Here is a 25,391-nt window from a genome sequence, read left to right as displayed (position 1 = left end):
TGTTATTTTTGTGAAATTCGTTACTTATGAAAAAAATTATTCTGATCGAAGACGAAACCAGTGTTGTATCTTTTATTAAAAAAGGACTTCAGGAAAAAGGCTATGAGATTTCAGTGGCTTTTGACGGACGTACCGGAGTACAGCTGGTGGAAGCCAATGATTTTGATCTGGTAATTTTAGATATTATGTTACCGGAAATGAATGGGCTGGATGTCTGTAAAGAAATAAGAAAGACCAATCAACATGTTCCCATCCTTTTTCTGACCGCATTGGGAACCTCTGAAAATATCGTTCTGGGTCTCGAAAGTGGTGGTGACGACTATCTTGTAAAACCTTTTAAATTTATTGAACTGGTTGCCCGCATAAAATCCTTATTGAGGAGAAGTATCGGCAATACAACAACACAGGAGTCTTTAGAATCTGAAGCTGACAGTGAATATGTTTATAGGTTTTCAGATCTGATGGTGAACGATTACACTAAAAAAGTTACCCGGGCCGGAGATGAGGTTTCTCTTACTTCTACAGAATATAAGTTATTAATGTACTTCCTTAATAATCCTGAAAAAGTAATCTCCAGAGCCGAAATTCTGGATGCTGTCTGGGGAGTAAATTATGAGCTCGGAACCAATGTTGTGGATGTATATGTAAACTATCTGAGGAAAAAACTGGATAGCCAGGATGATCAGAAACTGATACATACTGTAATTGGAATGGGATATGTTTTAAAAAAAACTTAATTGATGTTTAATAAAGTAATTACCAATCAAACCAAAACAATGGTGCTTTTAATGGTGGTTTTCACCACGATTATATTGCTGTTTGGTGGATTGGTGTATTTCTCGATCGTCAATTTTTCTCATCAGAGGTTTTATGAACTGCTCAAAATCCGAACCACGACCATTGTACAAATTGAAAAAGGGAAACAACACCTGGATCTTCCGGAAAATTACGTTCTGAATAGTCTGAATGATGAAGAACTTCCAATGGAAAAGGATTATGTATTTATGGTTCCAACGGATTCAAATTTCAAAAAAATATCTCAGGAGGTTCATATTCCCGATACTTTTTTTAAGAATATCATGAGAAAAGGGGAAGATAATTACAATGATAAAGAGTTTTATTATATCGGCCAGTCATTTAAATTTCATGATAAAGAATATATCGCGATCGCTTCTGCCAAAAATCATTATCTCATTTATTACTTGGGATTCCTCAAAAGAACATTGGTTACGTGTATTGTTCTTTCACTGTTCTTCAGCATGATCTTTTCCTTTTATTTATCTAAAACGTTGTTTAAACCCATATTAAAGATCACAGGTAAAGTAAAACAGATCAGTTCTGAAAACCTTCACCTGAGACTGGAATCTCATCCTGACAATAAAGAACTCAATGAGCTGGTAGATACATTTAATGACATGCTTAATCGTATTGAGACCTCATTTGAAACCCAGAACCATCTGATTGGAAATGTTTCTCATGAATTGAGAACTCCGCTTACCTCTATTATGGGTGAAGCTGATGTGGCTCTTTCAATCAACAGAACGGCTGATGAATATAAAGAAACACTGGAGATCATTCTCGATGAAGCAGAGAAACTCGATAAAAAGATAAAAGCACTTCTGATGATTGCTCAAACAGGTTTTGATGGGAAAATTCAGAAAATGGATAAGGTTAGGATCGATCAGTTGCTTTGGGATGTTATTGAAACACTAAGAAAAATTGACACCCGAAATAACATCTATTTAGACATCAGTATGCTGCCTGAAAATCCCAAAAAATTAAAAGTTCAGGGGAATGAACAGTTGCTCCATCTCGCCGTAGCTAACATTATTAATAACGGGTGTAAATATTCTAATTTCCAACAGGTAAAAGTTTCATTAGGTGCTACTGATACGGATGTTTATATTATCGTAAAAGATAATGGAATCGGAATTCCAAAAGAAGAAATGAATAAGATCTATGATCCGTTCTTCAGGGCTTCTAATACCAAAAACTATGAAGGGTATGGTATTGGCTTGCCGCTAGCCCGGAATATTGTAAGAATGCACCATGGGGAGCTTATTGTTAGTTCCAATGAAAACCAGGGGACGACCGTTCAGCTCCGTTTCCCTAATTTCTATAGCACACAACCTGAAGAGAAGACAGTTTAACTTATTCGATCGATCACCTATTTAAAGGTCTTCGAACATCATTTAGAATTGTGGAATTGCGACCTGAAACAAAACCTTCTGGGACTTCGTAATTTCTTCTTCCTATCAATATTAACTCTCGCTTAACAATTTTCTAATCTCATTTTAATCTCTTTAATCACATTTTAATTCAATTCCAAAGATCCTCTAATTTGGTCACTATAGTTTTGTAACATCAAAATAAGATAATACAAAACTAAATCTAAAGATATGATCAAAACGATTTTAATTGCAACGGATTACTCTCTTGAGTCTTTAAACATATTGAAAAAAGTACTTAAAGAAAAAGATAGTAAAGATGATGAAACTCAGTACACTATTTTATTTGTATCGGGGTATGATATGGGAGATTCTATTAGAGACCTGTTATTCACAACCAAAACTGCAATATTTAATAAGATCAGACCAGTAGAGTTTTCTGATGCTATCAGTATTGTTAAAAATAAATATCCACACCTGGTTCATAAAGTGATCTGTGATGTTTTTACAGGGAGCTTTCAAAGAACCTTTAATAATTACGTAAAAATAGAAAATATAGAAGAGGCTTATTATTCTCCTTCTATAAAAAGTAAAGGCAAAGGGAAATTCGACATTGCTTCTTATATCAAAAAATGCAAAGATCTGGAGTCGTATGAAATAGCACTTGAAATTTCTGAAAGACTTCCGGAAAGAGGAAGACTCGCTGAAATTTTTGTTGAAGTTTAAAAAACACAAAGTCAATTATAAAATTAAAAAAAATGTTAAGAAATTATAGTAACAGCAGGACATTGGGAGACAATATAAGACTGGGGACGCTGACTGCCTTTACGGCAGGAACTATAAATATAGCATCTCTATTAATATTTCTTTCTTTTACCTCGAACGTAACAGGTCACTACGCAATATTTGCGGCTGAAATCAGTAAAGGAAACTGGACTCAGGTCGCGGTAGTTGGTGGATGGATTTTCCTTTTCTTCTTTGGAAGTTTTGTAGCCAACTTCTTCGTTATTAATTTTAACAAGAGAAGCAAATACTTTGCTCATTCGATGCCAATCGTACTGGAAATTTTGTGTTTGCTGTTTGTCGGGATCTATGGGCAGTTATTTTATCAGAAAACAGTTGAAGAGACAGAATATCTGGTTGCCTTGATGCTTTTTGCAACAGGCTTACAGAATGGCTTAACTGCAAGTATTTCCAATTTTTCTGTGAAAACCACCCACCTTACAGGTACAACAACTGACTTAGGGATTTTATTATCGATGTTTACGCACAAAAAATACAGAAGAAATCCGGAATTAATAGCACGGGCAAAGTTGCTGTCGAGTATTATGGTGGCGTATGTTTTGGGAGCGGTATTTTCAGGATTAACCTATTATTATCTGGAGTTCAGAGTGTTCTATGTAATCAGTGTTTGTCTTCTTGTCGTTATTGGATATGATTTCTACAAAATTAATATCAGGCACTTCCATACACGATACAGATATAGTAAGATCTATAAAAAGCCTAGCGTTTTAGCTAATCTATACGATAAAATTCATGGAGAAGCTAAAACTAAAGAAAAAAGAAGACTTGTATTTGATGATTAAAATACAATAATAAATAAAGAACTATCAGTATTAATTTTGTGTAAACTAGCTGTGAATCAATTCCCTATTTGTGTCGTACAATTAGGGAATTGTGATTTATAAAAAGGCGCAGAATAAAGAGAATTTTGAATAAATAATAAAAGGCAGAATATTTGCATGTTGATAATTAAATTTTAATTCACGGTTTTATTGTTTTTATTCCCATTTTCATTGACTATTTTTGTAAGTTGATTTAACGTTTTTATGTCAGATATTATTCAGCTTTTACCGGATCATGTAGCCAACCAAATTGCGGCAGGAGAAGTGGTGCAGAGACCTGCATCCATTGTGAAAGAACTATTGGAGAATGCTATCGATGCAGATGCTTCTAAAATTGAGCTGATCGTAAGAGATGCCGGGAAAAATCTGATACAGGTTGTTGATGACGGAAAAGGGATGTCTGAGACGGATGCAAGAATGGCTTTTGAAAGACATGCTACCTCTAAGATCAGAGGAACAGAAGATATCTTTAAAATTTCTACAAAAGGTTTTCGTGGTGAAGCTCTGGCTTCTATTGCTGCAGTAGCTCAAGTAGAGCTGCGAACTAAGCAAAAGGAAACAAATATCGGGACCAACATATATATTGAAGGCGGTGTTTTCCAATTTCAGGATCCGGTACAAACTTCTGAAGGTTCAAACTTTTTAGTAAAGAATCTTTTCTTTAATGTTCCGGCAAGAAGAAAGTTCCTTAAAAATAATAATATCGAATTCAGACATGTAATTGATGAATTCCAAAGAGTGGCATTAGCTCATGAAAATTTAGAATTCTCTTTATTTCATGACGATGAACCGGTTTTTCGATTGAGAAAAGGAAGTCAGATGCAAAGGATCGTAGATATTTTCGGAAGAAAATTACAGCCACAACTGATCCCGATCAAAGAAGATATTATCTGGTGTAAACTTCATGGATTTGTTGCAAAACCTGAAGGAGCAAAAAAAACCAGAGGCGAACAGTTTATATTCGTTAATGGAAGGTTCTTTAAAAGCCCATATTTTAATAAAGCAGTTCAGGAAGCATTTGAAGGATTGCTTTTACCAGGATATATTCCTACATTTTTTCTTTTCTTAGAGCTTGATCCTGAAAAGATAGATGTTAATATTCATCCACAAAAAACAGAGGTGAAGTTTGAAGATGAGCATCTTATTTTTGCTCTTATCCGCTCAACGATAAAAAGATCTTTGGGAATCTATAATGTCGCTCCAAGTCTGGATTTTGAAAGAGATCCTCAATTGGATGAGCTTATGCAGAAAACGTTTCCTAGTAAAGGAAATAGCGGCGGGGTTATAAAAATGCCGGAGATCGTTGTAGATAAAGATTACAATCCGTTTTTAGAAGAAAGAGGAGTTATAAGACAGGCAGAGATACAAAATCTCGCGGAGATGTACCATCAGAATATTTCTGCAGAACCATCAAAAATTAATCTATTTGAAGATGAAGATTTTGATGAAGATCTGATGAGACTTCCCAATGGATATTGGTTATTCAATAAAGGTGACCGAACATTGATGTTGGATTTAGGGAGAATGCACAGGCTTTTCGTTTCAGAAAATAATAAGCCCACAAAAAAAGGGACAACAAACAGCCATGCCCTTCTTTTCTCTCTGGAATACCATATGAATGAAATTGAGAAAAATAAGTATAAATCAATCAAAAAATATCTTCCGGAATTAGGCTTCGATATGAAAATTGCCCATGAAAGTGTTTTAAGGATAGACGCGGTTCCTGAAGGACTTAAAGAGACTCAGGTAATGAAATTCCTTGAAGATCTGTTTGATATTTTAGATTATAAAACAGAAGAAGAGTTTACGCAGTATTATCAGAATCAATGGACGAAGATGCAGTCTAAATCCAGATTTGATTTTATTTATAAAAAAGATGCTGAGCAATTAATTAAGGATTTTACAGCATTAGGTTTTCCTGAATTTTTGCCCAATGGCAAACGATGCTTTTATGAAGTTCCATTCAATGATTTTAAAAACAAATTTTAAAAAATGTTTAATAATATACCACCGATCACAAGAAATATAATTATAATAAACATTGTTGTATTTATTGTATCATCTTTTATATTTCCGCAGTTATTCAGTGTACTTGCTGCATATTACCCGCTATCTCCAAACTTTAAATCATGGCAGATAATAACCCATATGTTTATGCATGGTGGATTTGCGCATATTTTATTTAATATGTTGACTTTGTGGAGCTTTGGGCCAATCCTGGAGCAGTCTTTAGGAGAAAAGAAATATTTGATTCTTTATTTTGTAAGCGGATTAGGAGCGTTTTTCTTATTTAATCTTTGGAATTTTGTGGAGATTCAGCAAATCACTTCAAGTTTAGAAGGTTTGGGATTAAATGCGGCTGAAATTTATAAAAAAGCAGCAATAGGATATGCTGGGGATATGAATATCAGTGCAACAACAACAGAAGGAAAAGAGCTTTCTCAGAGCCTGTATAATGCATTAAGGACTCCGATGGTAGGTGCGTCGGGAGCCATTTTTGGAGTTATAGCGGCTTTTGCTACCTTATATCCGGATTCAAAAATTGGAATCATGTTTATTCCCGTTCCTATTAAAGTAAAATATTTGTTACCTATATTACTCGTTATTTCTATTTATTTAGGTGTTTCAGGAAATGTTGGGGGTATTGCTCATTTTGCCCATGTAGGTGGAGCTATTGTAGGGTTTATATTAGCACTAATCTGGAAAAAACATTTATATCGATTCCGTTAAAATAAACCTGTGAAAATACTTCGCCTTATATTTTTAATAGCACATTTGGGGATACTGCTTCTATTATTAGGAACATTGCTCAATGCCTACATACCTCCGAAAATATATCCGTGGTTTAATTTGTTGTCACTTGGCTTTCCTGTTCTCATTATCGCTTATATATTATTAACTATTTTCTGGATTTTTTCATGGAAAAAGAGAGCTGTTGTATTTGTTGCTTTGGGCTTGCTTTTTTTAAGCCCAATTAAAAGATGGGTGAATTTTACCTCTGTGGATAAAGCTGGATCTGATCTTAAAATTGTTTCACTAAACGCAAAAGGAGGAATATTGGGTCAGGATGCTATTGAAAAATACATTGACAATCAAAATGCTGATATTGTAATGCTTCAGGAACATGGTGATGTCAAAAAGTATCAATTCAACGGATTCGGTGAAGGAAAAGGAGACGTTATTGTTTCAATCTTTTCTAAATATAAAATTATTGATCAGAAAGAATTGATTGATAGTGATCATAAGATTAATAACGCTTATGCAAATCAAACAGATATAGAAATAAAAGGAAATGTATACCGCTTTATCAATGTTTACCTTCAGCCATTTAAGTTTGAAAAGAGCATGGTGAAACTTCAGGGGGATAGTGATGAAGATAAACAAAAAGTGAAAGGTGTTGTAAGAAGATTAATTCCAACTTTTAAAATGCATCAGGAGCAAATAGAAAAAGTAAGAAAGGGGATTGATGAATCTCCCTATCCTGTTATTTTAGTTGGTGATTTCAACTCAGTTCCAAATTCTTATGAGTATTATCATTTAGGAAAAGGACTCAAGGATGCTTTTGTAGAATCAGGGAGGGGCAGTGCTACAAGCTTTCATGACTATAAATTTCCAATAAGAATAGATTATGTTTTCACATCCCAATCTATACAGCCGCTCAGCTATCAGGTTGACCGTTCTGTCAGAATTTCAGATCATTATCCGGTTATAACGACTTTTAAATTAAAAAAGTAATAATCATAAAGTCCGTTAAAGTTTCTCACATTGGTTTGGTTTTTGATGAAAAAAAGACTAGACCGTTTTTTCATGAAGCCTAACCAGATATTATTGTTTTCACATATTGCAATTATTGTTCTACTATTATGTACCCTTGCTAATGCATGGGTTCCTCCTAATATCCTAGGTAGCTTAAATCTTCTTTCACTTGGTTTTCCTTATTTGGTCATTTTACATATTATATTGACACTGGTATGGATCATTAAAAGAAATAAAATTGCAATCGTATTCCTTCTTAGTACATTTATTTTCTATAATCCTATCAGACGATGGGTTAATTTCTCTCCTAAAACTGAAAACTATAAGTCTATCAGAGATGTTAAGATATTGACATTCAATGTGAAATATGGAGAATTTGGCTGGGATAAGGTAAAGAAATATATTCAGGATCAGAATGCAGATATTATTCTTGTTCAGGAAAAAGACACGAATACAGCGCTTAGAAAGGATATGATAAAATATCCGGTAGTGATTTTAAAAACTAAACATAGAATTGTAAGACAAGCCGAATTAATAGAAGATAAATCCCGGGGAAATTCTTTTTATGCCGATATTGATATTAATGGAAAGATAGTGAGAATAGTAAATGTATATCTTGAACCATTTCGCTTAGATAAATCAATGTTTAGTTTTAGCGGAGCAGGAAAGGGAACAAATAAGATTCACCAACTTTTTTCGCATATGGCGCCAACGTTCAGAGCCCATGAAGAGCAGATAAAGAAAATAAGAAAAGCGATTGATTTCTCTCCTTATCCGGTAATACTTGCTGGGGATTTTAACTCTGTACCAAACTCATATGAGTATTATAATTTGGGAAAGAACTTAGATGATGCATTTTTAACAGTAGGAAACGGTGTTTCTACCAGTTTTCACGACTACAAAGTTCCTTTAAGAATTGATTATATTTTCACATCAAAAGATATTAGGCCTATAAGCTTTAAAATAGATCAATCCGTAAAATTATCAGACCATTACCCGGTAATTGCGGAATTTCTATTAAATTAGTTCCATGAAAAATTTATTTTTTGTAGCTATCATTTTTTCCACCTTTTTTATTTCATGCTCCAAAGGAGAACCTGCTCACATCGATGCTGAGCAGGATATGAAAGTGCACTATGATACAACAGCTATTGACTCTTTTTCTAATGGTGCAACTTCAGTAGATATTGTACGTCAGATCAGAATGTCATCTCAAAAATACCAGGATTCTTTAAAAGAAGCTTTAAAGCTTGAGAAGGAAGAAAAGCGTATTAAAGAAGAGCTGGAAAAAGAAAATAAAAAGAAGCAGGAAGAGGAGAAAAAGAAAACGGAACAAACAGATAAGGAAAAAGCTCCACCATCAAAAACTTCTCCATAGATGTGAAAATGGATAAAAGTTTTTATAAATTTGAATACACACTTAAAAAATATCAATATGAAAAAACAAATTTTAACAGTACTTATGGCTGCAGGATTAGTAGTTTCTTGTACCAAATCAACAACAAAAACTGAGCAGGTTGAAAATCCAGATGGATCAGTTACTACAACCAGCACTACGGTAACACAGTCTCCTACAGATATTGTGGATACTTCAAAGGTTAATAAGGCAAAAGAAGATGTAAAGGCGAAAGTAGATGCTGCAGGTGACAAAATAGATAATGCAGCCCATAAAACAAAAACGGAACTTAACGAAGCTGGAAAAGATATTAAGGCAGGAGCTAAAGAGATCGGAAAAGATGTAAAAGACGCTGCCGCAAAAGGAGCCGGAAAAGTTGAAGAGGGAGCTAAAAAGTTAAAAGAAGATTTGAAAAAATAAAAGTAAAAACCGTAGTAAAAGCTGCGGTTTTTTTATTTGTTAAGTTCTAATAGCGGATCTATGTATTCCCTATCATTGCTTAGTCTGGGAACTTTATTCTGCCCACCTAGCTTTCCTTTAGATTCCAGCCAGCAGTAAAATAAATTAGGCCTGGCAATATGAACGATAGGTTTTTTCAGTGTGATATTATTGTATCTTTTAGCTTCATAATCTGAATTTACAGCCTTTAAGCTATCATCGAAAGCATTGATAAAGCAATCAAGATCATCCGGATTTTTGCTAAACTCAAATATCCACTCATGAGCACCACTTTCATTTTCTTTCATGAAAACCGGAGCCCCTGTGAAGTCTGTTATCGCAGCTCCTGTTTCCTCACATGCTTTTGTAAGAGCCAGCTCAACATTATTGATCATTAACTCTTCTCCAAATGCATTGATATAATGTTTTGTCCTTCCTGAGACTTTTATCCTAAATGGATTAACGGAAGTAAATACAACAGTATCCCCAATCAGATATCTCCATAATCCACCATTGGTGGTAATGACCATAGCATAATTTTTTCCGACTTCAACATCTTCAAGGCTTATTACCAAGGGGTCTTCAAGGTGAAACTGATCCATCGGAATGAATTCGTAGAAAATACCATAATCCAACATCAGGAGCATCTCATCACTATTTGGTCTGTCCTGGATACCGAAGAAGCCTTCAGAAGCATTGTAAATTTCGTAGTAATTAATGTTTTTTCCGATGATCTGACTGTATTGATCCCTGTAGGGCTTAAAACTGATTCCGCCGTGAAAAAAGACCTCTAAATTAGGCCATAGTTCGGAAATATTCTGGACATCTGTTTCTTTTAGTACCCTTTGCAATAAAACCATCATCCAACTGGGTACGCCTAATAAACTACCCACATCTTCATTCTTAACTTCAGAGATAATGGCTTTCAGTTTACTTTCCCATTCGGACATAAGGGAAACCTTTTTACTTGGCGTTGTCGTGATCTCTACCCAAAAAGGAAGATTATCTATAAGAATTGCAGAAAGGTCCCCAAATTTAGTATTGAAATCCGCATAGAGTTCAGAACTGCCTCCTAAACGTAGATTCTTGTTGGTGAACAATTGATTTTCAGGATGATTATTGGCATAAATCGATACCATATCTTTTCCTGCTTTCATGTGGCAATATTCCAGACTTTCGGCAGAGATAGGGATGAACTTGCTTTTAGCGTTCGTTGTTCCTGAGGATTTAGCGAAATGCTTAATATAACCAGGCCAGCTTACATCTTTATAACCTTGTCTTGCTCGCTCAATATAAGGTTCAAAATCTTCATAGGTAACAACGGGAACCTTATTTTTAAAGTCCTGGTAACTGGAAATTGAATTGAAGCCATACTTTTTACCATACTCTGTATCTTCGGCATGAAACAGCTGGGAAAACAAGATACCCTTTTGTGTCTCAATAGGATGATTCATAAAATTCTGTATCTGATCTATCCTTTGACGGATAAACCAATTCACTACAGTATTGAAGAGTGCTTTCGTTGCCATTTCAACAAATATAATGATATTTGGATTTTTAAAGAATTTTTTATGGCTTAAAATAAAAAAACCGTTACAATATTGTAACGGTTGATTATCTGAAAATATTGTTTTCTAGCAATATTCATCATAAGCTGCCTGAAGGTTTGCAGCAATTGCTCCTGCAGGATTCCCTTCAATATGATGTCTTTCTAGCATATGAACCAATTCTCCATCTTTAAAAAGAGCTACACATGGTGAGCTAGGGGGGAATGGAGCTAAATGTTTTCTAGCTTCTGAAACTGCTTCAGTATCAAAACCAGCAAAAACTGTTGTTAAATGATCAGGTTTCTTATCTCCTGTCAAAGAATAAACAACTCCTGGTCTTGCAGCACCTGCAGCACACCCACATACCGAATTGATTACTAATAATGTTGTTCCTGATTGTTTTAATGCTTCTTCTACCTGAGATGTTGTTGTCAAGTCTTCGAAACCTTTATCTGTAAGTTCAGCCTTCATAGGCATTACTAAGTCTGTTGGATACATTTTTTGTTTTTTTTAAATCTTTACAAAGGTAAAAAATTATTTATGTTTCAACAATTCATAAAAACTATTGATGTATTAGGGAAAGTGGATGATACAAAAAAGTTACACAATATTAATGTTTTAATAATATTAGAAAAAATATAAACAAAAGCTATGTATAATAGAATATATTTATTAATTTTGAAATGATTCTAAAAACAACCAACCATGAAAAAGCATTTTTTACGTCATTCCCTCGACATAAAAGATGCATTCAGTTAAGTCTGTTATTTACAGACGATTCTTAAGCATCTTATGCAATAAATGAAGCCCGAAATTAATTTCGGGCTTCATTAATCAAATCGATATGCAAAGGTTGAATATCCTTACTTAGGATTCGTGATCCACATTTTGGGATCTAAACATATAGCTCATATCCCGGAACACGAATTAATTTTGTTATGAAAGTAACTTTTTAGCCATCTCGGAAATACTTTTTCCATCCGATTTTCCGGCTAATGTTTTTGAAGCAATTCCCATTACCTTTCCTAGATCTTTCATAGATTCAGCTCCGGTTTCTGAAATGATATTTTTAATTTCCGCTTCCAGTTCTTCTGCAGTAAGCTGTTGAGGTAAGAACTTCTCAATTACTTTCATCTGAGCATCTTCTACTTCAGCTAAATCTGTTCTTCCCTGAGCTGAAAACTGTTCATAAGAGTCCTTACGCTGTTTGATCATTCTTTGCAAAATGGCAATTTCCTGTTCTGCTGAAACTTCTGCTCCTCTAGCTTCGGTTTTTAAAAGCTGGATTTGAGATTTTACAGCACGAAGAGAATCCAGAGCGACTCTGTCTTTCTCTCTCATTGCCGTTTTTATGGCTTCGCTTATTATATTTTCTAAACTCATAATTTTAATTTGTATTAACGTAAAATGTATTAATGTAGTAAAGATTAAAATATGTAAAAATCGTTAATACATTTTACATCAATACATTTAAACTAGTCTACATCTTTATTTAAAAATCTGTTTTCTCTGATTTGCATAGAACCATTGTTATCAGATAAATATGTATTTATATTCTGATCTGAAGCGTTGGTTCCGTCAATTGAAATATTCTTTCTTTTGAAAGCAGGAACAGATTCGAATTCATTCACATTATCGAAACTTTGATAACGGGAATTGAATTCTTTTAATTTATTTCTTCTTTCAACTACTCTTTCCTGATCGATTGTTTTATTCACAAACGTGAATTCGCTTTCTGATGGTTTAGGAGCTTCACTTTCTGTTTTATTTTCTACAGCTGGTTTTTCTTCAACTGCAGGAACTTCTTTTACAGGCTGGAAGAAACTTTCAACTTTTTGAACAGGCTCTTCAGTTATTTGGCTAACAGCATTTGTTGTGTTATTAAACTCTGCTTTTGGCTGCCCATAATCTGCTTTTGGTTCATTGACAGGTTCGTTTACGAAGAAGCTAAATTCAACCGATTTTTCCTCTGAAAAAGACTGAACAGAAGAACTTGTACTAGGCGTTTCCTTTTTTTCCTCTGTTTCAAAAGAGAAAGATTGGATCTCCAAATCATTTGGATCGTGCTCTTCATCGAAAGAAAATAAACTATATGCATCCTGTGCCTCTTCAGCTTCATTTCTCCAGTCTTGGATAGGGCTGTCTAACGTATCTTCCTCTCTCTCAGAGAATTTTATTTCTGTTTTGACGTCTTCATCCTCAATAATCATTTTTTTTTCAGTAGATGTTTTAAACTGAGGATTATCCTGGTCTTCATCATCTAGTCTGAAAAGATTCTTTCCCCCAAAAGTATATCCTTGTTCAGGAGCTATTTCTCTTTCTTCTCTTGTTTTAAAAGGAGATGTTTTGAAAGAATCTAATTTATCATTTAAACCAATTCTGATTTTTTCAGTAGGACCTGCAAATTTTTTATCGTCATTTGAAAAACCGGTAGCAATAACAAGAACACTTACTGCATCACCCAGTTCTTCATCTGCTCCAACTCCAAAAATGATATCAGCAGTATGTCCTGCTTCTTTCTGGATATGATCCATGATGATACCGATCTCATCCATAGTAACTTCTTCAGCACCACTTCTGATCAACAACAATACATTTTTAGCACCTGTAATTTTATTGTCATTCAACAATGGGGAATCAAGGGCTTTTCTTACTGCTTCGTCTGCTTTATTGTCTCCAGAAGCTGTTCCTGTAGACATTAGCGCTGTTCCAGAATTCTGAAGAACAGATTTAGCATCTCTAAAGTCAATGTTTACATCGAAGTAACCTGTAATAACTTCTGCCATACCTTTCGCGGCATTGGTCAAAACTTCATCGGCTTTTGAAAATCCTTGTTTAAATCCAAGGTTACCAAATTGCTGTCTTAGTTTATCGTTATTGATGACAATTAATGAGTCAACATTATTTCTTAATTTTTCAAGACCATTTTCGGCCTGCTCAAGTCTTCTTTTTCCTTCGAAGCTAAATGGAACAGTAACAATACCTACTGTTAAAATTCCCATATCTTTAGCCACTTTAGCAATAACGGGAGCAGCACCCGTTCCGGTACCACCACCCATTCCGGCAGTAATGAAAACCATCTTCGTGTTTTGTCCCATCGCAGCCTTGATTTCTTCAATACTTTCGATGGCTGATTTTTCTCCAACTTCAGGATCAGCACCTGCTCCAAGTCCTTCAGTAATAGTAGTACCTAACTGAACTTTATTGGAGACGGGGTTATTATCTAAAGTTTGAGCATCCGTATTACAGATCACGAAATCAACACCGTGAATCCCTTTCTCGTACATGTGTTTAAGGGCGTTGTTTCCACCGCCACCAACACCAATTACTTTGATGATTGATGAATTTCCTTTTGGCAAATCAAATGAAAACCCTTGTGTACCTATATTTTCCATAATTATATTTTTTAAAATTGACTCATGATAAGTGATAAGGAATAATCGTGTATCGCTTATCATTCATCATTTTATACTTTATTCTACTTCTTCAAAGAATTTTTTTACTTTTTCCATTAGCGACTGTCCGAAAGTTAATCTTGCCGCTTTTTTTTGTTCTTGCTGTTCTCTTACAACTTCCTGTTCCTGAACCGAAGAAACCTGTTGGATAACAGTATTCACTTCAGTTGAATTGGTTGTAGTTTCTGGCTGTTGTTTTTCCTGAACAATTTCCTCTTCTTCTATATTAACTTGCTTTTTATCTCTGATTTTTAAGCTTTCCATCAGCAATCCAATAGATGTTGCAAATTCAGGACCTTTTAGATATTGGTTCTTATCATTTGCAATATATTCGTTTGCAAAACCGATTCTACTGTCAAACCCAGTGGTATAGTTGGCAAGTTGACGCAAATGCTTCAGGTTAGAGCCACCTCCCGTCAGAACAATACCTGCAATCAGTTTTTTCTTCTGTTCAAAGGCGCCATACGCTTTTAGCTCTGTATTTACCATTTCAAGAATTTCCTCTACTCTTGCATTGATAATTTGTGCTAAAGTTTTAAGCGATATTTCTTTATCTGGTCTGCCATGAAGCCCAGGAATAGTGACGAAAGTACTGTCTTTTTCCAGTTCCGGAACTGCAGATCCAAATTTCACTTTCAATTGTTCGGCATGTTTTTCAATAATGGAACAGCCCTCTTTGATATCTTCAGTAATAATTCCACCACCGTATGGGATTACACATGTATGACGGATGATATTATCTTTAAAAATGGCAATGTCCGTAGTACCACCACCAATATCTACAATAGCTACACCTGCTTCTTTTTCTTCTTTTGTAAGAACAGCTTCAGAAGATGCTAAAGGCTCTAAAGTAAGGGCTTCCATTTCCAGGCCAGCCTCTCTTACACATCTTGCGATGTTTCTGATACTTCCCATTTGTCCTACAACAACATGGAAATTAGCCTCTAAACGTTTCCCGTGCATGCCAACAGGTTCTTGTATTTCACCCTCGGAATCCACCTTATATTCTTGAGGAAGGACATGGATAATTTCTTCACCAGGAAGCATGACCAGTTTTTTTACCTGATCCTTTAAGGCTTCGATGTCGTCATCTGTAATAAACTTGTCTGGATGCTCACGCATAATATAATCGGAGTGTTGCAGCGAACGGATATGTTTTCCTGCAATACCAACCGTGACCTTGCGGATAGGAACTCCTGCACTGGATTGTGCTTCAGAAACAGCCGCCTTGATTGAATTAATGGTTTGTGAGATATTATTCACAATACCTTTATGAACTCCAAGACTTTTGGCCTTTCCTACACCGAGAACTTCTATTTTCCCGTGTGCATTCCTCCTTCCGACAATCGCGACTATCTTTGTTGTCCCGATGTCCAGACCTACTGAATACTCTTGATTTTCCATTTGTTTATATCGATTTGATTTTTTATTCTATTTTAACTTTTCCTTTAGGCTTTGTTACTGCTTTCTTCTCAGGTGTCTTTTTTGTTTCCTTCGGTTTAGCTGTAGTTTTTGGCTTTATGCTTTCCTTCGGTTTGGAAGTTGTGCTTTGTTTTTTTACAGTTGCCGTTTTTGTTTTGGCTTCTACTTTTCTGGCTACTGCCATGACAGGAACTTTTGCCAGCTCCATACGTCCGGCATTTAAAATACTGTCATTTTCTTTAAAATAAGGATTTAATGTCGTTACAATTTGATTCTGATATTTTACTGAGATCATATTGTATTTCTGAGGATCCTGATAAACAAGATATTTCTCAACAAATGCTTTAAAACCTTTTACTTTAAATTCGATATTATCTAAATCTCCAATTTCTACCTTATAATTTCCCTCACTTGTCAGGAGGTTATAATCATCTTTGTTTTTTGAAATACCAATAAAATATTTTTTACTGAAATCATCTTTATCAATTTTTCCAACAAGTTCTGCCAGCTTTTCATACTCATCTGGTTTTACATTTCCAGTGACAAGCATGCAAGGATGGGAATACGTTTTTGAAATCGGAAATTCAATTCCTTTTTCATCTACATAAAAATCACGACCATCTTTATTTAACCTGAAAACAGGAACCCTTTGTTTAATATCCAAATTGAGTTTTCCATTTAAATTTAAATAGACATTGGCGCTGTCCACGGCAGGAAGGGCATTGATCTTTTTTTCCAAAGCGGGAATATTTAGATCACCAACTTTTCCTGAAGGGTTTTCCTTATTTACAATTGCTCTTATATCCTTTTCATCAATGAAATAAACCGGAGTTTTTTCACTCATTTTTACAGAAATCTTATTATCCGTAATCTTCTGACCGCCGAATTTCTTTAAAGAGAAACTCAGCAGGAACCCAAGAAGGATTACCGTGATAGCAATTTTTAATATTCTGTATTTATTTTTCATTCCTTTTTTTAATGCGAGATTTCAGACATCAGATGTCAGAAGCCGCTATAATTTCATTATTATTTCCTTTTATTCATTATTTCCCATCCATTGGCATATCGGATCATAGAGGGTGTCTATATTTCCCGCGCCTACGGTAAGAAGAATATCGAAATCCTTTTCTTTTATTTTCTCAAATGCTTCTGCTAATGTTGATCCTTCTTTTTTACCTAATGTTACTTTTTCTAATAGCCAGGTGGAAGTAATTCCTTTAAAATTTTCCTGTAATTCTCTCGCAGGATAGATATCCAACAGAATCAGTTCGTCGGCGTTGCTTAAACTTTCAGCAAATCCGTCTGCAAAATCTCTTGTTCTGCTGAACAGATGGGGCTGAAATGCAACTAATAATTTTTTATCAGGGTAAAACGTTTTGATAGAACCCACTACTGCATTAATTTCTGTTGGATGATGTGCGTAATCATCAATATAAATCTTACCGTTTTTATATATATGTTTGGTATATCTCCTTTTAATTCCTTTGAAATTAGCGATAGCCTTTTTTAAAGTTTCAAAATCTACTCCTAAATTGTGAAGAATAGCCAGTGCTACAGTTGCATTTTCAACGTTATGAATTCCCGGAATTTCCCAGACAAAATCTTTTATCATTTCCGTAGGAGTATGAAAATCAAAATAGATTTTATCATGATCCATACGAAGATTGTCGGAATAATAATCTGCTTTTTCATTGACAGCGTAAGTTTGGTGATCTCTTCCGATGTCAATTCCTTTTCTTACGAATAACTTCTTATCTTCACGAACTAGTGCTGCAAACTGTCTAAAGCCCTCTTCAATATGGCTTTTATCGCCATAAATATCCAGGTGATCAGCATCCGTAGAGGTTATTACTGCCCAATCGGGGGAAAGGTTAAGAAAACTTCTGTCATATTCATCAGCTTCTACTACTGAATATTCAGAACCGTTATATAAAAAATTAGATTTGAAATTCTCTGAAATACCTCCCAAAAAGCATGAAAATGGCAGATCGGCTTCTTTACATAGATGAGATACCAATGTAGAAGTTGTTGTTTTACCATGAGTTCCTGCAACGGCTATACAGTTTGTATTTTCCGTAATTAAGCCCAGAACCTTTGCGCGCTTTAGAATTTCAAAATCATTTTGATTAAAATAATCTAATATTCCTAATGTTTTGATAGCCGGAGTATAAATAACCAAAGTACTTTCCTGTTGAAGGGATGTTACTTTTTCATCGGTTATATCTTCAAAAACAATATCAATTCCCTCATTCATCAACTGCTGAGTAAGTTTGGTGTTGGTTTTATCATAACCTAAAACTTTTTTGCCTGAAGCATTAAAATAACGCGCCAGGGCACTCATGCCAATGCCTCCGATTCCAACGAAGTAAAAAGTCTGATATGTTTCTAATAATTTCATTTTCTATTTAGTTATTGATAATCGAAAATCTTTTCTTTATCTATTCCATAAGCATCTCCCTGATACAAAAAGAATTCCAATACTGCATCTTCTAATGTTTCATTAGTAAATCCGTTCGTAATCCAGAAATAATACTTAAAATTGATAGAGTTTTGACTTTCTATATACTCTGCTTTTATCATAGCTAACTGATTGATCTCATTGATAAGAGCGTTAATTTTATCTTTAGCTACTCCTTTCGTTATCAGGATATTTACGTTTAGATTAATAAATTTTTTTCCTGCATCGACATCCAAAAAAAGAGTGGCCTTATCTTTATTTGCTATCTTAATGTAAGTCTCATCCTGCTCCAATACTTCATAACCTTTACTTTTCAGAAAAGTACCTACCGATGATATCTTAAAGTCTGCCGGCTTTACAAGCGTCTGTGCTGTAAACAAACCAGTGAAAAAACTGATTAGCAGGACTGTTAATAATTTAGTTCTCATATCTTGTTGGTCTTGGTTATTGTAGTTTTTTTAAAATCTCATCAACAATTTCCTTTGCAGCATTCGGCTTGGCGAAATACTCTAAATTTTTAGACATTTCTTTTCTTAAGCTTTCACTTTCACATATCGATTCAAGTGTATTCCAGAATTTTTCTTCCATCTCAGAATCCCTTACCATTCTAGCCGCATCTTTTTCTACCAGATTCAAAGCATTCTTAGTTTGATGATCTTCTGCCGCAAATGGGAAAGGAACCAATAAAACAGGTTTTTGTGCTACCGCAAGTTCGGAGATAGCAATGGCACCTGCTCTTGAAACAATGATATCTGCAGCAGAATAAGCTTTCTCCATGTCTTTTATGAATTCATGAATCTGAATATTAGGACTGTTTTTGTCTTTAGTTTCTTCAATAATATTTCTATAATCCAGCTTTCCGGTTTGCCAGATCAGCTGATAATCTTTATTTATAATTTCATCGAGATGGGATTTCCATGCATTATTTAACGTTCTGGAACCTAGAGATCCACCAACAGAAAGTATAGTAAGTTTTTCTGTATTTAATCCCATTTTTTCTTTTGCCTGTACTGTATCCTCCATTCCTGAAATGATATTTTCACGGATAGGATTGCCAAGAAATTTGATCTTTTCAGTAGGAAAGCCTTCTACTTTTGGATAAGCGGTAAAAACAGCTTTTGCTTTCTTACTTAAAATCTTATTTGTAACCCCTGCATGTGCATTCTGTTCCTGGATAAAAATTGGGATTCCCATTTTACTGGCTTCATAAAGAGCCGGTCCGCTTGCAAAACCTCCTGTTCCAATTGCGAAATCAGGTGCGAAATTTTTTATGATCTTTTTAGATTTGGATAAGCTTTTCAGAATCTTGAATGGCAGACCCAAATTGGATAAAAGGTTACCCCTATCAATTCCGGCAATATCAATTCCTTCAATTTTATAACCGGCTTGTGGAACTTTTTCCATTTCCATTTTCCCGTTGGCACCGATAAACAAGAATTCTGTATCCGGAAATCTTTTCTTGATCTCATCGGCAATCGCGATAGCCGGGAAGATATGTCCTCCTGTTCCACCACCGGATAATAATACTTTTAGTTTCTTGTTCATTTTTTTCAATTTTGAAATTGCTTCGTCACTTCTGAACTACGTTCGCAGACCTTCAGTCTGTTCACAATGATCTAAGCGATATCATTTATTTCTGCAATACTTTGTTTTTTACCCATTCCTTCTTCATCATAAATCTGTATCCTTGAGCTTATATTTAAAATAATTCCTAACTGCAAATAGGTAACCAACATAGAGGTTCCCCCATAACTTATTAAAGGTAATGGCTGTCCGGTAACTGGGATCAGATTAATCGCTACAGCAATATTTACTGAAAGCTGTATAAAAATCATGACCCCGAGACTGAGAACGAGTAAGGACCCAAAAAATGCGGGCATCTTACTGGCTATCATCACGATCCTTATAACCATTATCAGGTACATACTAATCAGAAATGCTGCACCAATTACCCCATATTCTTCAACAATTACAGCGAATATAAAGTCGGATGCAGACTGTGGAAGCATTTGTTTTAAAGCACTTTTTCCGGGTCCCATTCCTGTAATTCCACCATGAACGATAGCGGCTTTGGCTTGCATCACCTGATAATTTTTTGCCTTTACACTTTCGTCGTCTACGTCTGCAGATTTTGCCTTACTGGATGTAAATGTTTCTACACGGCTCATCCATGTGTGAACACGGTTTCCACCTATTAAATTGGTATTCAGAGCAATCAATAGAAATAAAACAATTGCAATAAAAGAGGATGATATAAATCCGGCAATGTATTTCCAATGAAGCTGGCCAATAATTAAAACAATGACCGATACCATTAAAATCATTAATGCGGTAGATCCATTATCTTTTGCAACCAATACAAAAACAAGTAGAATTGGTCCGAAGATGTACATAATGTTTTCTATCGGAAGTCTTTCTCTTGTTATTTTTTTTGTTAAATATCTGCACAGATAAATAACCAACATGAGAAAGGCAAATGATGAAGGCTGAAAAGAGATCGGTGTTCCCGGGATTTTCAACCATCTGGATGCACTGGCACCATCGATTGTTTGTCCCGTAAACATGGTGATAACCAATAGAATAATCATCAGACCAAGCAGTATACTGCTGAGCTTTCCTATGTATTCATATTTTACAGTTCCCACTAATCTCATAATTCCTAAACCCAGGACCACAAAGAACATATGCTTGATAACGTGACCGGTTGTAGTCCCGTTATTAACAATATATTCCAGATTCGAACTTGCTGAATATACAGGGAAAATAGAGAATATGGAGATCACAAGAATGACCATCCAAAGTACCTTATCGCCCTTTAGAAATTCAAATCTGTTTTCTGTGTCCTGTTCGTTCATACTTTATGTATTCATGTATTGATGTAAAATGTATTCGTGTACTTTAACCGTTTGGGATCATTAATACTTTAGTACATTTTACATGAATACAGTTATTTTAATACTTGCTCTTTAAATTGTCGGCCTCTATCTTCATAGCTTTTGAAAAGGTCAAAACTTGCACAACAAGGAGAAAGTAAAACAGTATCTCCGTTTTTGGCAATTGATTTTGATATTTTCACCGCTTCTTCCATGCTTGAGGTATCATATATAAACTCTTTTTTATTTTTAAAGAAGTTTATAATTTTTTGATTATCAATTCCTAAACATACGATTGCTTTTACTTTTCTTTTAACAAGATCTTCAATCTCTGAATAGTCGTTTCCTTTATCCTGTCCTCCTACAATCCAAACAGTTGGTGCTTTCATGCTTTCTAAGGCATAATAAGTAGCATTAACGTTGGTTGCTTTGCTGTCATTGATATATTTTACTCCATCAATTTCGGAAACAAATTCCAGCCTATGTTCTACAGCCTGAAATGTCATTAATGAATTTCTAATGCTTTCATTGTTGACATTCAGTATTTTACTAGCCATCGAAGCTGCCAAGCTGTTGGCAACATTATGATTGCCTAATAAAGAAAGCTCATCAATTTTCATTGAGAAAGCGTCCTTTAATTTTACTATAATACTATCGTTATCAATAAAACCTCCTTCAGACAGTTTTTCTTTTGTTGAAAAAGGGATCATCTTCGCTTTAATTTCTAATTTTTCAAGAATGTTTTTACTCATTTCATCATCTTTATTGTAGATAAAGAAATTGTCATTTTCCTGATTTTCAGCAATTCTGAATTTCGCTAAAGCATACTCTTCATAATTGTAATTATATTGATCCAGGTGATCCTGTGACAAATTCAAAAGCAAAGAAATATAAGGCCTGAAATTTTGAATATCATCCAATTGGAAAGAACTTACTTCCAATACATAATATTCATGATTCTCATCAGCTACCTGCTTGGCAAAACTGTAACCTATATTTCCACCCAGACCCACCTTTAATCCATCATTTTTAAGAATGTAGTAGATTAATGAAGTCGTTGTTGTTTTTCCATTACTTCCTGTAATAGCAATTATTTTAGCATTGGTGAATTCTGAAGCAAATTCTATTTCAGAGGAAAGTCTGATTCCTTTCTGATGAATTTTATAAATAATATCTGCTTTTTTCGGAATTCCTGGACTCTTTACGATCCAGTCTGCATTTAAAACTCTTTCCTCATCGTGATTTCCTTCTTCAAATTCAATGTTGTTTTCGGTCAGAAACTGCTTATAGTTATCCTTAATAGTTCCTTTGTCTGAAAGAAATACTTCCAAACCTTTCTTTTTAGCTAAATAAGCGGCTCCACAGCCACTTTCCCCACCCCCTAAAACAACTATTTTCATATTAATTTTGATTAAATGATTGACGATTTTTTTAGTATTTAAATCGTTCAATTTTTAAATTAATTCTATCTCATTTTCAATGTGATCAGACATACTATAGCCAGCATTACACCAATGATAATCATTCTATTAACGATTTTACTTTCGTGAAAACCATCCTTTTGATAATGGTGATGTAATGGAGACATCTTAAATAATCTATTATTTTGGGCATATTCCAACCCGTATTTTCTTTTTCTATACTTAAAAACAACAACCTGTAACATAACAGATATGTTTTCTATTAAAAAGATTCCGCATAAAACAGGAATCATTAATTCTTTTCTTAATATAATTGCTAAAACGGCAATAACTCCCCCTAACATGAGACTTCCTGTATCACCCATAAAAACCTGCGCAGGATAGGTATTATACCAAAAGAAACCAATGACAGCACCCACCATGGCGACTACGAAAATGGTGGTCTCACCCATATTGGGGAGGAACATGATATTGAGATAGTCGGCAAAAATGATATTTCCTGAAACGTAGGTAAAAAAGGCTAAGGCAAGTAGTATGACCGTACTTGTGCCCGCCGCGAGCCCATCGATCCCATCGGTAATATTAGCACCGTTTGAAACTGCTGTTACAATAAAAATAACAATTGGAATGAAAACAATCCATGCCCATTCATGAGCATCTTTATCATTCATCCAAAATAGCATTCCACTATAATCGAATTCATTGTTTTTGGCAAAAGGTACTGTAGAAACTGTAATTTTCTCTGTAGGCATAAAATTCTGCTCTACATTATTTCTATTGACAACTTTTGCATCAGCATATTTTCTCTTTACTGTAATATCCGGATGGAAATACATTGTAACTCCAACAATTAGCCCTAATCCAACCTGGCCTACAATTTTAAATTTACCGCTTAAGCCGTCTTTATTTTTCTTTACTTTCTTTAAATAATCATCCACGAAACCAATAGCCCCCATCCATAAAACCGAAATGATGAGAAGAACGATATAAACATTGGTAATTCTTGTCAGAAGCAAAACAGGAATCATCGTAGCAAGGATGATAATAAGACCTCCCATTGTTGGAGTTCCTTCCTTTTGTTTTTGACCATCGAGCCCAAGATCACGAACCAATTCGCCCATTTGCTTTGCTCTCAGGTAATTAATGATTCTTTTTCCGTAAATAAGAGCGATTGTCAATGACAATAGAACTGCCATTCCGGCACGAAATGAAATGTATTTCAACATTCCAAGTCCCGGGATATGGATTCCATGATTGGTTAGATATTCGTATAAATAATATAACATAATTTCCTGTTGTTAATAAATGATAAGTGATAATTGATGAGTGATAAAAAATACTAGCATTGATCAATTATCGATTATAAACTACTTGCTCATTAATTTCCAAAGCTCATTAATTACTTCTTTGTCATCAAAATGGTGTTTTATACCATTAATCTCCTGATAGTTTTCGTGACCCTTTCCGGCTACTAAAACAATATCTTTTGGTTCTGCAAACTTGATAGCCATTTTTATAGCCTCTTTTCTATCTGGAATTGAAGTGTATTTGCTGAAATTTTGTGGTTCAACACCTGCTTCAATTTCTTTTATAATAACTGCTGGGTCTTCTGTTCTCGGGTTATCAGAAGTGATAATTGCCAACGTAGATTTTTTTGTTGCAATATTTCCCATTTCGGGTCTTTTCGAGTGATCTCTGTCACCTCCACAACCGAAAACTGTAATCAGCCTTTCATTTTTTGTTCTGATGTCATTGATGCTGTCCAGAATGTTTTCTAAAGCATCCGGAGTATGAGCATAATCAACAATAAAGAAGATGCCACCATCAGATTTAAAAGTTTCGAATCTCCCTGAAACTCTTTTCAGGATACTGATCGCCTGAAGAATTTCACTTTGCTCAAATCCCAGTTCTGATGCGATTCCAAAGACAAGCAATAAGTTATAAACATTAAATCTACCTGTCAGTGTGGTCCAGAATTCTTTTCCATTGAAATTTAATAGCATCCCATTAAAATCGATCTCCAATGCTTTTCCATGGTAATCAGCCATAGTTTTCAAAGCATAAGATCTTTTAGTAGCCCTTGTGTTTTGAAGCATAACATTGCCATTTTTATCATCCACATTGGTAATAGCAATGGCCGTATCCTGAAGCTCGTCAAAGAATCTTTTCTTTGTTTTCAGATAATCATCAAATGTTTTATGATAGTCTAAATGATCATGTGTAAGATTGGTAAATCCAGCGATCTTAAAATGTAATCCCTCTATTCTGTTTTGAGCAATTCCATGGGAACTTACCTCCATAAAAGCAAATTCACAACCTGCATCAAGAGCTTTAGCTAAGATCTGATTGATGGTAATAACATCAGGAGTGGTATGGGTTGCCGGGATTATTTCGTTTCCAATTCTTATTTCTACCGTTGAAAGCAGTGCAGAATCATATCCTAAATTCTTGAAAACATCAAATAGTAATGTTGAAACTGATGTTTTTCCATTAGTTCCAGTAACACCGATCAGTTTTAATTTCTCTGAAGGATTGCCGTAAAAATTAGAAGCCAAATGTCCCAGAGTTTTAGATGAGTCTTTTACTTTTACATAGGTAATGTTATCATCCAGATCATCAGGAAATTCTTCACAAACTATTGTTTTTGCTCCTTTTTCTATAGAAGATGCAATGTATGAATGTCCATCTGCAACGGTTCCTCTCACTGCAATATAGAGAGCGTTTTCCGTAACCTTTCTGCTGTCGAAAACCAATTCAGAAACCTCACGTGTGTTATCACCGTGAATATCTAAGGTTGGGATTCTGTTTAATAATTCAATTAATTGCATTTCT

Annotated in this window: 23 protein-coding genes; 10 read left to right on the top strand and 13 right to left on the bottom strand. The window is 34.8% G+C overall.

The annotated features are described in order from the left end of the window. Positions 1-26: 26 nt before the first annotated feature. From J7E44_RS11660 to J7E44_RS11615, 10 genes are all read left to right on the top strand, one after another. On the top strand, positions 27-737 hold the full coding sequence (locus J7E44_RS11660; RefSeq protein ID WP_214829673.1) for a response regulator transcription factor: 711 nt from the start codon (positions 27-29) through the stop codon (positions 735-737). Positions 738-740: 3 nt separating this feature from the next. After that, positions 741-2,150, top strand: coding sequence for a sensor histidine kinase (locus J7E44_RS11655; protein WP_214829671.1), 1,410 nt, complete (start codon positions 741-743; stop codon positions 2,148-2,150). Positions 2,151-2,399: 249 nt separating this feature from the next. Then, positions 2,400-2,894 carry a hypothetical protein gene (locus J7E44_RS11650; protein ID WP_214829669.1) on the top strand — a complete coding sequence of 165 codons (495 nt, stop codon included), beginning with the start codon at positions 2,400-2,402 and terminating at the stop codon, positions 2,892-2,894. Positions 2,895-2,926: 32 nt separating this feature from the next. Continuing rightward, on the top strand, positions 2,927-3,754 hold the full coding sequence (locus J7E44_RS11645; protein WP_214829667.1) for a YoaK family protein: 828 nt from the start codon (positions 2,927-2,929) through the stop codon (positions 3,752-3,754). A gap of 243 nt (positions 3,755-3,997) precedes the next feature. Next, positions 3,998-5,782, top strand: coding sequence for a DNA mismatch repair endonuclease MutL (gene mutL, locus J7E44_RS11640; protein WP_214829665.1), 1,785 nt, complete (start codon positions 3,998-4,000; stop codon positions 5,780-5,782). 3 nt (positions 5,783-5,785) lie between these two features. Beyond that, positions 5,786-6,523: a rhomboid family intramembrane serine protease gene (locus J7E44_RS11635; RefSeq protein ID WP_214829663.1), complete on the top strand. Its 738-nt coding sequence runs from the start codon at positions 5,786-5,788 to the stop codon at positions 6,521-6,523. Positions 6,524-6,532: 9 nt separating this feature from the next. Further along, the gene (locus J7E44_RS11630) at positions 6,533-7,528 is read left to right on the top strand and encodes an endonuclease/exonuclease/phosphatase family protein (RefSeq protein ID WP_214829661.1); all 996 of its coding nucleotides are present in this window, start codon (positions 6,533-6,535) and stop codon (positions 7,526-7,528) included. 45 nt (positions 7,529-7,573) lie between these two features. Beyond that, entirely contained in the window at positions 7,574-8,575 is a 1,002-nt protein-coding gene (locus J7E44_RS11625; RefSeq protein WP_251040563.1) for an endonuclease/exonuclease/phosphatase family protein, read from the top strand. A 4-nt stretch (positions 8,576-8,579) separates the two neighbouring features. Beyond that, positions 8,580-8,927, top strand: coding sequence for a hypothetical protein (locus tag J7E44_RS11620; RefSeq protein ID WP_214829659.1), 348 nt, complete (start codon positions 8,580-8,582; stop codon positions 8,925-8,927). A gap of 57 nt (positions 8,928-8,984) precedes the next feature. Beyond that, positions 8,985-9,365: a hypothetical protein gene (locus J7E44_RS11615; RefSeq protein WP_214829656.1), complete on the top strand. Its 381-nt coding sequence runs from the start codon at positions 8,985-8,987 to the stop codon at positions 9,363-9,365. 32 nt (positions 9,366-9,397) lie between these two features. Here J7E44_RS11615 and J7E44_RS11610 read toward each other — a convergent pair whose 3' ends face one another. The 13 genes from J7E44_RS11610 to J7E44_RS11550 all read right to left on the bottom strand — a co-directional run bounded on the left by J7E44_RS11610 (position 9,398) and on the right by J7E44_RS11550 (position 25,387). Next, positions 9,398-10,912 (bottom strand): GH3 auxin-responsive promoter family protein, encoded by a 1,515-nt coding sequence (locus J7E44_RS11610; protein ID WP_214829654.1) that lies wholly within the window; start codon positions 10,910-10,912, stop codon positions 9,398-9,400. Between the two features lie 105 nt (positions 10,913-11,017). After that, on the bottom strand, positions 11,018-11,428 hold the full coding sequence (locus J7E44_RS11605; protein WP_214829652.1) for a BrxA/BrxB family bacilliredoxin: 411 nt from the start codon (positions 11,426-11,428) through the stop codon (positions 11,018-11,020). 438 nt (positions 11,429-11,866) lie between these two features. Beyond that, the gene (locus J7E44_RS11600) at positions 11,867-12,313 is read right to left on the bottom strand and encodes a GatB/YqeY domain-containing protein (protein WP_214829650.1); all 447 of its coding nucleotides are present in this window, start codon (positions 12,311-12,313) and stop codon (positions 11,867-11,869) included. A gap of 92 nt (positions 12,314-12,405) precedes the next feature. Next, entirely contained in the window at positions 12,406-14,325 is a 1,920-nt protein-coding gene (gene ftsZ, locus J7E44_RS11595) for a cell division protein FtsZ (protein ID WP_214829648.1), read from the bottom strand. Positions 14,326-14,403: 78 nt separating this feature from the next. Next, on the bottom strand, positions 14,404-15,789 hold the full coding sequence (gene ftsA / locus J7E44_RS11590; protein ID WP_214829646.1) for a cell division protein FtsA: 1,386 nt from the start codon (positions 15,787-15,789) through the stop codon (positions 14,404-14,406). A 22-nt stretch (positions 15,790-15,811) separates the two neighbouring features. Further along, complete coding sequence (locus tag J7E44_RS11585; RefSeq protein WP_214829643.1) at positions 15,812-16,774, bottom strand: cell division protein FtsQ/DivIB; 963 nt, start codon at positions 16,772-16,774, stop codon at positions 15,812-15,814. A gap of 69 nt (positions 16,775-16,843) precedes the next feature. Continuing rightward, positions 16,844-18,205, bottom strand: coding sequence for a UDP-N-acetylmuramate--L-alanine ligase (murC, locus tag J7E44_RS11580; RefSeq protein WP_214829642.1), 1,362 nt, complete (start codon positions 18,203-18,205; stop codon positions 16,844-16,846). Between the two features lie 11 nt (positions 18,206-18,216). After that, positions 18,217-18,693: a hypothetical protein gene (locus J7E44_RS11575; RefSeq protein WP_214829640.1), complete on the bottom strand. Its 477-nt coding sequence runs from the start codon at positions 18,691-18,693 to the stop codon at positions 18,217-18,219. Between the two features lie 16 nt (positions 18,694-18,709). Then, on the bottom strand, positions 18,710-19,810 hold the full coding sequence (gene murG / locus J7E44_RS11570) for an undecaprenyldiphospho-muramoylpentapeptide beta-N-acetylglucosaminyltransferase (RefSeq protein ID WP_214829638.1): 1,101 nt from the start codon (positions 19,808-19,810) through the stop codon (positions 18,710-18,712). Between the two features lie 71 nt (positions 19,811-19,881). After that, the gene (locus J7E44_RS11565) at positions 19,882-21,120 is read right to left on the bottom strand and encodes an FtsW/RodA/SpoVE family cell cycle protein (RefSeq protein ID WP_214829631.1); all 1,239 of its coding nucleotides are present in this window, start codon (positions 21,118-21,120) and stop codon (positions 19,882-19,884) included. 92 nt (positions 21,121-21,212) lie between these two features. Beyond that, on the bottom strand, positions 21,213-22,538 hold the full coding sequence (gene murD, locus J7E44_RS11560) for a UDP-N-acetylmuramoyl-L-alanine--D-glutamate ligase (protein ID WP_214829629.1): 1,326 nt from the start codon (positions 22,536-22,538) through the stop codon (positions 21,213-21,215). Between the two features lie 65 nt (positions 22,539-22,603). Beyond that, positions 22,604-23,845 carry a phospho-N-acetylmuramoyl-pentapeptide-transferase gene (gene mraY / locus J7E44_RS11555; protein ID WP_214829628.1) on the bottom strand — a complete coding sequence of 414 codons (1,242 nt, stop codon included), beginning with the start codon at positions 23,843-23,845 and terminating at the stop codon, positions 22,604-22,606. An 81-nt stretch (positions 23,846-23,926) separates the two neighbouring features. Continuing rightward, positions 23,927-25,387, bottom strand: coding sequence for a UDP-N-acetylmuramoyl-L-alanyl-D-glutamate--2,6-diaminopimelate ligase (locus tag J7E44_RS11550; protein WP_214829625.1), 1,461 nt, complete (start codon positions 25,385-25,387; stop codon positions 23,927-23,929). Between the last annotated feature and the right edge of the window lie 4 nt (positions 25,388-25,391).

Source organism: Chryseobacterium sp. ISL-6 (genome assembly GCF_018613715.1).
GTDB lineage: Bacteria > Bacteroidota > Bacteroidia > Flavobacteriales > Weeksellaceae > Chryseobacterium > Chryseobacterium paludis.
Note: the sequence above shows the minus strand (reverse complement) of the source record. Positions and strands in the feature narration are given on the sequence as shown.